Annotated in this window: 9 protein-coding genes and 4 pseudogenes; 5 read left to right on the top strand and 8 right to left on the bottom strand. The window is 69.5% G+C overall.

The features are described from left to right. Positions 1-528 (bottom strand): hypothetical protein (locus Y694_RS26170; protein ID WP_231497761.1); only part of this gene is annotated, 528 nt, incomplete at its 3' end. Here Y694_RS26170 and Y694_RS18270 point away from each other — a divergent pair. The 5 genes and pseudogenes from Y694_RS18270 (at position 520) to Y694_RS18250 (ending at position 3,574) form a co-directional block, all read left to right on the top strand. Beyond that, positions 520-1,377: a tyrosine-type recombinase/integrase gene (locus Y694_RS18270; RefSeq protein ID WP_231497760.1), complete on the top strand. Its 858-nt coding sequence runs from the start codon at positions 520-522 to the stop codon at positions 1,375-1,377. The genes Y694_RS26170 and Y694_RS18270 overlap by 9 nt on opposite strands. After that, the gene (locus Y694_RS26860) at positions 1,374-1,931 is read left to right on the top strand and encodes a tyrosine-type recombinase/integrase (protein ID WP_081771391.1); all 558 of its coding nucleotides are present in this window, start codon (positions 1,374-1,376) and stop codon (positions 1,929-1,931) included. Before Y694_RS18270 ends, Y694_RS26860 begins: the two co-directional genes overlap by 4 nt. A gap of 110 nt (positions 1,932-2,041) precedes the next feature. After that, the gene (locus Y694_RS18260) at positions 2,042-2,647 is read left to right on the top strand and encodes a tyrosine-type recombinase/integrase (RefSeq protein WP_409072492.1); all 606 of its coding nucleotides are present in this window, start codon (positions 2,042-2,044) and stop codon (positions 2,645-2,647) included. A gap of 126 nt (positions 2,648-2,773) precedes the next feature. Continuing rightward, positions 2,774-2,989 (top strand): annotated as a pseudogene (locus Y694_RS18255) (transposase domain-containing protein); the annotation flags it as partial. Positions 2,990-2,992: 3 nt separating this feature from the next. Continuing rightward, positions 2,993-3,574: a plasmid pRiA4b ORF-3 family protein gene (locus Y694_RS18250; RefSeq protein WP_036235105.1), complete on the top strand. Its 582-nt coding sequence runs from the start codon at positions 2,993-2,995 to the stop codon at positions 3,572-3,574. Between the two features lie 28 nt (positions 3,575-3,602). On the opposite strand, the pseudogene Y694_RS24460 reads toward Y694_RS18250, so the two are convergent. The 7 genes and pseudogenes from Y694_RS24460 to Y694_RS24985 all read right to left on the bottom strand — a co-directional run. Beyond that, positions 3,603-3,752, bottom strand: a pseudogene (locus Y694_RS24460) (IS256 family transposase); the annotation flags it as partial. Between the two features lie 104 nt (positions 3,753-3,856). Next, positions 3,857-4,182, bottom strand: a pseudogene (locus Y694_RS24455) (transposase); the annotation flags it as partial. A gap of 222 nt (positions 4,183-4,404) precedes the next feature. Continuing rightward, entirely contained in the window at positions 4,405-5,088 is a 684-nt protein-coding gene (locus Y694_RS18240; protein ID WP_051495876.1) for a 2'-5' RNA ligase family protein, read from the bottom strand. Further along, complete coding sequence (locus Y694_RS18235; protein WP_231497759.1) at positions 5,085-5,615, bottom strand: histidine phosphatase family protein; 531 nt, start codon at positions 5,613-5,615, stop codon at positions 5,085-5,087. Before Y694_RS18235 ends, Y694_RS18240 begins: the two co-directional genes overlap by 4 nt. A 21-nt stretch (positions 5,616-5,636) precedes the next feature. Next, a complete protein-coding gene (gene cobS / locus Y694_RS18230; RefSeq protein WP_197028814.1) occupies positions 5,637-6,431 on the bottom strand; it encodes an adenosylcobinamide-GDP ribazoletransferase in 795 nt (264 codons plus the stop codon). After that, positions 6,428-7,525 (bottom strand): nicotinate-nucleotide--dimethylbenzimidazole phosphoribosyltransferase, encoded by a 1,098-nt coding sequence (gene cobT / locus Y694_RS18225; RefSeq protein WP_036235103.1) that lies wholly within the window; start codon positions 7,523-7,525, stop codon positions 6,428-6,430. Before cobT ends, cobS begins: the two co-directional genes overlap by 4 nt. 19 nt (positions 7,526-7,544) lie before the next feature. Beyond that, positions 7,545-7,845 (bottom strand): annotated as a pseudogene (locus tag Y694_RS24985) (cobyric acid synthase CobQ); the annotation flags it as partial.

Raw genomic sequence — 7,845 nt, 5'->3', positions numbered from 1 at the left:
TGCGAACTTGTCGTTGGAGCCTTCGAGCAACGCGAACCGTGTCAAGGCGACCGGCGCTGCAATCGAGGTCTGGACTTCGCATAAGAGCAGGCGCCTCCTGCGGTGGCAACCCCACTTCAGGAGAGCTTCTTGGATACGTTCGAGTCCATTCATCCGGTGCCCGCAGCGTGGCTGCGCGACAGCGATCTGGCGCCCTTCATACCGGCCTACGTGCGCCGCCTCCTCGAGCGGCGCTATGCGCACGGCACGGTGCACGCGTACGTGTGCAGCGTCGTCCACTTCGCCCGCTGGACTTGCCGGCGCCGAATTCGCGCGCAAGATCTTGACGACGAGGTCGTCCGGCACTTCCTTGACGAGCACCTGCCGAGCTGCAATTGCCCTCCGCCGGTACAGCGCGTCCGTCATCAAGTCCGGGCTGCGCTGCGGCAGTTGCTGACCACGCTGGTCGACGCCGGCGCGCTGGTCCGCAGCGACCGACCCGACCCGATCAAGGATCAGTTGGAGCGCTTCGACGCTCACATGCTTCATGCAATGGGTCTGGCCGAGAGCACCCGCATTCGGCGACTGAGCGTCGTTCGATCGCTGCTCGAGTTCTGCGCCACCGCCGGCTCGGAGGTGACGGTCGTGCCGAGCGCCGATACCCTGCGCCGGTTCATCGCTCAGGAACTCTCGCGCATCAGCCCGGGCAGCGGCGGGTCGATGGCGAGCGCGCTGCGCTGCTACCTGCGCCACCGCGCCCTCGAGGGGCCGCGGGTGGCGCACCTGCTGCCCCTCATCGCGTCGCCGGCCCACTGGAGATTGGCGCCGCTACCGCAGACGCTATCGAACAGCGACGTGACGCGGCTGCTGAACGCCTTCCCGCCGGAGTTGCCGTCGCATCGGCGCGGCTATGCGATGGTGCGTTGCTTGGTTGACCTTGGGCTGCGTGCACGCGAGGTCGTCAGCCTGGAGCTTGACGACATCGATTGGGAGGCCGGCACGCTGCGCATCGGCAAGGGCAAGTCGCGCCGCGTGGACGTGCTGCCACTGCCGCGGGCCACCGGGCGCGCCATCGCCGCGTATCTTCGTTCGGAGCGGCCGACCACCGTCAACCGACGCGTCTTCGTTCGCCACGTGGCGCCGCTGGACGAGCCGATCGGCCCCAACGTCGTTCGCAACACCGTACGGCAGGCATACCGGCGCTGTGGGCTGCCGTTCACGCGCGTGCACATCCTGCGCCATACGCTGGCGCGCCGGCTGCTGGCGAGCGGCGGCACGCTCAAGGAGGTCGCCGATCTGCTGCGCCACCGTGCACTGGACACCGCGATGATCTACGCCAAGGTCGACACCGGGCGGCTTGCCGCAGTGGCGATGCCGTGGCCGGGGAGCGCATCATGAGCCGCGGCGTGGGAATGCACGCTGCCGTGCAGCGCTATCTCGAAGAGCGCCGTCGACTTGGCTTCGAGCTGAAGAGCCCTGGCACGGAGCTGGCCAGATTCGCCCGCTTCGCCGACGCCAGAGGGCATCGCGGGCCGCTGACGCTCGAGCTGCAGCTGGACTGGGCGCGCGAGCACGTCACGCGCACCAGCTCGGTCACGGCAGCACGCAGGCTCGAGATCATCCGGCCTTTTGCCGCCCACCACCGCCAATTCGAGCCTGCCACCGAGGTGCCGCCGCCGTTCATCCTCGGCCGCGGCCATCGGCGCTTGGCTCCGCACATCTACACCGACCAGGAGATCCGGGATCTGCTCGAACTGTGCGGTCGCATGACACCGCAGGGCGGCTTGCGCCCGTTGACCTACAAGACGCTGTTCGGACTCATCGCCGCGACCGGGCTGCGCGTCTCCGAAGCCTTGAAGTTGCGGCTCGCCGATCTCGATCTGCCCGGCGCTACGCTCACGGTACGCCAGACCAAGTTCCACAAGTCGCGCAGCCTGCCCGTGCGTTCCTGAAGTTCGCCGCCCGGCGCGACGTCGCCAACCTGCACGTCATCGAGCGTGCGCTGGCGGTGCCGATGAAGCGAGTCGACCGCAAGATGGTCGGCTTCCTGACCCGCGAGCAGATGCTGGCGGTGATCGACGTTCCGACCACGACCTGGCTAGGACAACGCGACCATTTGTTGCTGACGCTGATGTTCAACACCGGTGCCAGGGTGTCGGAGCTCATCGGCGTCCGCGTCGCCGACGTGGCCCTCGGACCGACATCGTGCGTCCGGCTGCACGGCAAGGGGCGCAAGCAGCGTTCGCTGCCGTTGTGGAAGGCGACGGCCGCGGAGATACGCCATTGGCTGCGGCTGAACCCGCAGCTCGCGCCAGCCTCGGCGTTGCTGCCGCGGCGCGACGGCCAACCGATGACGCGTGCCAACGTCGCGCAGCGGCTGAAGGGCGCGGTCGCGGCGGCCGCTCAGACTCACCCCGAACTCGCCGCGCTGAAGGTGTCCCCGCACCTGGTTCGACACTCGACCGCAATGAGCTTGTTGCAGTCGGGCGCCGATCCCTGCGATATCGCGCTGTGGCTCGGGCACGAGAGTCCTTCGACGACTCATATGTACGTCGAGGCCGACCTGGCGATGAAGCAGCGAGCCCTTGCGCGGCTGAAGCCGCCCGAGGTCAAGCCGGCCCGGTACCGACCACCGAAGGGACTGATGCAGTTCCTGCGGTCGTTGTGATCATGCGAAGTAGCGGCGGCGAGAGCGATTCCTCCCGCCGAGGGCAGACCCGACCGACGCGGCGTCCGAATTCGCATAAGACTGCAGTTCGCATGATTGCGGTCATGCTCGCTTATGCATGACGCCAAGAACTACCTGTTCTTCGGCTCGGACGCAGGCGGCGAGCGTGCTGCGGCGATCTACAGCCTGGTGGAGACGGCCAAGCTCAACGGGCTCGATCCCGAGGCGTATCTGCGCGAGGTGTTCGAGCGCATCGCCGATCACCCGATCAACCGCATCGAGGAGCTGCTGCCGTGGAACATCGGCCGGCGCAGCGAAGAACCACAACGACAGGCAGCCTGAGCAATGGCGACCAAGGTACTACGCGCGCCCACCGGCAAGGCCATCCTGCAAGTGCGCATCGAGCTGCGCGGCACGAAGCCCAAGGTATGGCGCCGCGTGCTGGTTCCGCAAACGATCACGCTGCTCAGACTGCACCTGGTGATCCAGGCCGCCTTCGGCTGGGGGCACGCACACCTGCATGAGTTCATCGCTGGAGACGGCGAGCGCTACGGCAGCGCTGACCCGATGTACGACCCACCCGGCTCGATGAACAGCGAGAACGTGCGGTTGACCACGGTGCTGCGCACATCGACCCTCAGCTATGTCTACGACTTCGGCGACTACTGGGATCACCGCATCACCGTTGAGAAGACTCATCCCGCAGACCCGCTGCTCACGCTGCCCTTGTGCATCGGCGGGGCCGGCGCGACGCCGCCCGAGGATTGCGGCGGCGTGCCCGGCTATGCCGACTTCGTGCGGGCCATGGCCGATCCCAACGACCCCGAACACGCGCACATGGTCGAGTGGATCGGCGTCGATGCCTGGGATCCAGCAGCGTTCGACAGCACCGCGGCCGACGACCGTCTCAGCCAGATCAAACTCTGAGTAAGGTCGGGTCCGTCAAGAGGGCCTACGCCGCACGCTTACCCATCGTCGTGGCGTTGATCTGCTCGGCCGTCATCGGCGCGCCGCCGGCCAGCATCTGGTCAAGCAGCTCCTTCGGGATCTTCGGCAGCGCCGCTGTCCTGGCGGCAACCGCCGCGTTCTTCGTCTTGCTCGGCATACATGCTCCTTGGCGTCATGCTATGCCTCACACACAAAATTCAAGACAGGCTCACTCTGGCACGTCGATGCCGTTATCGGGTGGGGGCGTCCATCCCATCGCATACGGCGTTCGCTCAAGCCTCGCTCCTGCAACTGCTTCACCACCTCGCGACGCGCCGCCACGGCCGCTACTTTCCCTTGAGCACCTCGCGCATCGCGTCGATCTCGAGCATCGAGTTGGCCAGCAGCTTCTTCAGTTTCGTGTTCTCGAGTTCGAGCGCCTTCAGCCGCTGCGCGTCCGAGACGTTCATGCCGCCGAACTTGGCCTTCCAGGCGTAGTAGCTCGGCTCGCTGAAGCCATGCTTCCTGCACAGGTCCTTGACCGGCAGCCCGGCATCGGCCTCACGCAGGAAACCAATGATCTGTTCCTCGGTGTATCGCTTCTTCATCGGTCCGATCTCCGTCTCGAGGTGATCGTTCTCGGCCAGCCGCTGGCGACGGCACGCCTGCATGTCGAGGGGGCCGCTGTCCAGTGCTTGGCCCAGGCAGGCGGTGATGCACGGCTTGCGACTGCATGTCGTGCAGGGATGCCCCAGATCTTCCGGTGCCGAGGCCGGCATCGTCGAGCAGCGGCTGCAGGGGAATTTTCGACATCGGTGGATCCAGCGTGGTCATGCAAAGAAGCGGGCGAGCTCTTCGACACGGTGGGTGGCCAGATCCACGCGCAGCAGGCTGCACAGCGGCCCGCCGATTCGCCGGCTGTCGTAGACCATCCAGTCCAGCGCGTTCACCGGCAGCTCGATGTCCGGCAGCGCAGCCAGCCGGTGCAGGCGCACCTGCACCTCGCGCATCGGCCAGGCGCCGGCATACAGGCCGGCGGTGACGTGGGGCACATAGGGCGTGACGTCGTGGCTGCGCGCAGCCTGATCGAAGTGCCCCCGCATCCGCTGCAGCGCACTGCCGTCGTCTCGCACGCGCAAGCAGGCGGCCGAGGCGAAGCTGAAGGCGCCACCGACGCGCAGCGCGAGGCGGCCCGGCGCGGCTCGCGCTATGGCATCGATATGGGCCTGCAACTGGGCCGGTCCGAAGTCGTCGGCATGTTCTGGGCGTGCGGCCGGAAACCCGCAGACGTGCAGCGTGATGTGGGCCTGGCGCTTGTAGCCGGGCAGCAGCCAAGTATGCAGCGCTTCGCGCACCTGGTCGAGCCGCCGTTCGACGGCCGGGTCGTCCAGCGAGATGGCCCACACGGCAAAGCGGGGTCGGCCGCGGTGCCATTCCGGAAAGTCCCGCTGCTCGGATGAAATCGTCATCGCCGGCTCGTCGTCCCGCGCATCGGTCGGCTGCAGCTCGGTCATCGGTCCAGCCCCTGCAAAACCACGTCGGTCCGGCTGCCGTGCCGTGGCGCCGCGGGCCAAGACTCGCCGCGGGGCGCGGTGCCATCGCTGTGTGCCAGCCACAGCGCCGCCGACAGCCAGCCGCCATGCGTGACGACGGCGCGCGCATCGCCCGGGTGGAAGCCGCGCACGCGCTGCAGCAAGGCCGCAACGGACTCGCCGCCACCGGGCGCGTGCTGCTCGAAGGCGGCGCACCAGGCATCGAACGCGTCGCGCGGCACCGCCTGCCAGGGCAGACCATCCCAGCCGCCGAAATCCAGTTCGGCCAGCGCGGCATCCACCCGGTGCATCCAGCCCCAGCGGGCCAGCCATCGGCCCACCGCGGCGCTGCGCGCCAGGTCCGAGGTGACGACGATCCGCGGCAGGCCATGGCGGCGCTCGAAGGCGCGGATGCGATGGGCCAGCCGCTTCGCGCGCCGGGGTCGACGGCGAGATCGGTGCGGCCGATGCAGCGCCCGGTGGCGCCGTCGGCGCGCGGGTGGCGCCACGCGTGGATCACCGCTGCCATGTCAACGCGGCCATGTCGCGAGGAAGGCCAGCAGCACCGCTGCTTCACCCAGCTGTTCGGCTGCGCCGAGCGTGTCGCCGGTGGCGCCGCCCAGGCGCTGCCGCAGCCAGCGGCGCAGCTCCAGCACGATCACAGCCAGGGCCCCGAAAGCGCCGGCAAACGCCGGGATGCCGGAAGGCGGCACGGCCGCCGCCAGGCCCAGCGCCAGCGTGCCGATCAGCGCGGCCCAGACGGCGTCGAACGTCAGCGTGTCGCGCGTCAGTGACGGTGCCTTGGCCTGCGCCGCGTCGCCTGCGTAGGGCAAGGCGCGCATCAGCACCACCGCACCGGCCCGCCCGGCCGCATGGGCCGCCACCAGGGCTGCGGCGGCCGGCAGCGCCGCGCGTGCCAGCAGCTCGGCCAGCAGCAGCACGCGCAACAGCAGCAGCAGCGACAGCGCGGCCGCGCCGTAGCTGCCGATGCGCGAGTCCTTCATGATGGCCAGCGCCTTCTCGCGCGGGGCCGCGCCCAGCAGGGCGTCGAAGGTGTCGGCCAGGCCGTCCTCGTGGAAGGCGGCGGTGAGCCACACGGTGGCCGCCACTGCCAGCGTTGCCGCCACGGTCGCCGGCCACAGCTGCAGCGCACCCAGCGCCACCGCGGCACCGGTGGCGCCGATCAACGCGCCCACCAGCGGGAAGTGACGCACCGCGCGCTGGAGCAGCTTGGACTCGTGGCCAACCCAATGCGGCACCGGCAGCCGCGTGAGGAACTGCAGCGCCACGAAGAAGACCCGCAGCTCGTGCCGCAACCCGGTCATGACGACGATCGGCTGACACCCGTAGCATCTGCCGTGGACCGGCTCACGCTGGCAGAGGCGAAGCTCGCCATCTCGGCCAGCACGCGGCACGCCGACTCCAGCAGCGGCCAGGCCAGCGCCGCGCCCGAACCTTCGCCCAGGCGCAGGTCCAGGTCGAGCAGCGCCTGCGCGCCCAAGTGCTGCAGCCAGCGCGCATGCCCCGTCTCCTGCGAGCGGTGGGCGAAGACGCAGCGCGCCAGCACGGCCGGCTGCCATGTCGCCGCCACGGCCACGGCGGCCGTGGTGATGAAGCCGTCGACCACGATCACGCGCCCCGTCGCCGCGGCCTGCTGCATGGCACCCACCATCGTCGCGATCTCCAGGCCGCCCAGCGCGGCCAGGGCCTGCAGCGGGGACATGGCACTGGCATTGGCGTCGAGCGCACGCTGCAGCACCGCCTGCTTGTGCGCCAGGCCGGCATCGTCCAAGCCGGTGCCGCGACCCGTGCACAGCGCCAGTGGCTGCCCAGTCAGGCGCGCCATCAGCAGCGCCGCCGCGGAGGAGTTGCCGATGCCCATCTCGCCCAGCAGCAGCACGTTGCCGGGCAGGCCAGCCACAAGCCGGCGCCCGTTGGCGATGGCCGCCGCGCACTGCGTGGCGGTCATCGCCGGACCCTGGCTGCTGTCGGCCGTGCCCTGTTCGACACCGGGCACCTTCAGGCGTGCGAGTACGGGATGCGGGTCGAACTCGGCCGCGACGCCGCAGTCGGCCACCGTCAGCGCGAGGCCATGCTGGCGCGACAGCACCGACACCGCGGCGCCGCCGGCCAGGAAATTGAGCACCATCTGCCGCGTCACTTCGGGCGGGTAGGCCGAGACCCCCTGCGCGGCAATGCCGTGGTCGGCGGCGAAGACCACCAGCTGCGGCTCGACCAGGCGCGGCCGTTCGGTGCGCTGGATCAGCGCGAGCTGCAGCGCCAGCGATTCCAGCCGACCGAGCGAACCTCGCGGCTTGGTCTTGGCGTCCAGCGCGGCCTGCACGCACTGGCGCAGAGTGTCGTCGCCGAACCGGGCCGGCGGGAGTTCGGGCAGGGAGGATTCGATGTCTTGGGTCATGGATCAGGCTTGCTGGAGGTCAGGCGTTGAACAGCGCGCGCAAGGTGGCCGCGCCCAGGTGGTCGTCGATCAGGTCGGCCAGTGCGTCGAAGCTGTCGTCGAGCGTGCGCACGCGGCTGCCGAACAAGGCCCGCAGCGCCCCGGCGTCCTCGAACAGGCCGTGGGCCGCAATGCCGAGCACGGGCCCGGCCTGCCAGCCGATGGCCTCGCCCTGGCCGTCGAGCAGCGCGGGCGTGGCCGCACCATCAGTGGCCCAGGTGCGGCCGCAGCGGATCTCGTAGGCCGGCAGGTCGAGGCCGGCCAAGGCCTGCCATGCGCGG

Source organism: Methylibium sp. T29-B (assembly GCF_000576225.1).
Classification (GTDB): Bacteria; Pseudomonadota; Gammaproteobacteria; order Burkholderiales; family Burkholderiaceae_C; genus Methylibium; species Methylibium petroleiphilum.
Note: the sequence above shows the minus strand (reverse complement) of the source record. Positions and strands in the feature narration are given on the sequence as shown.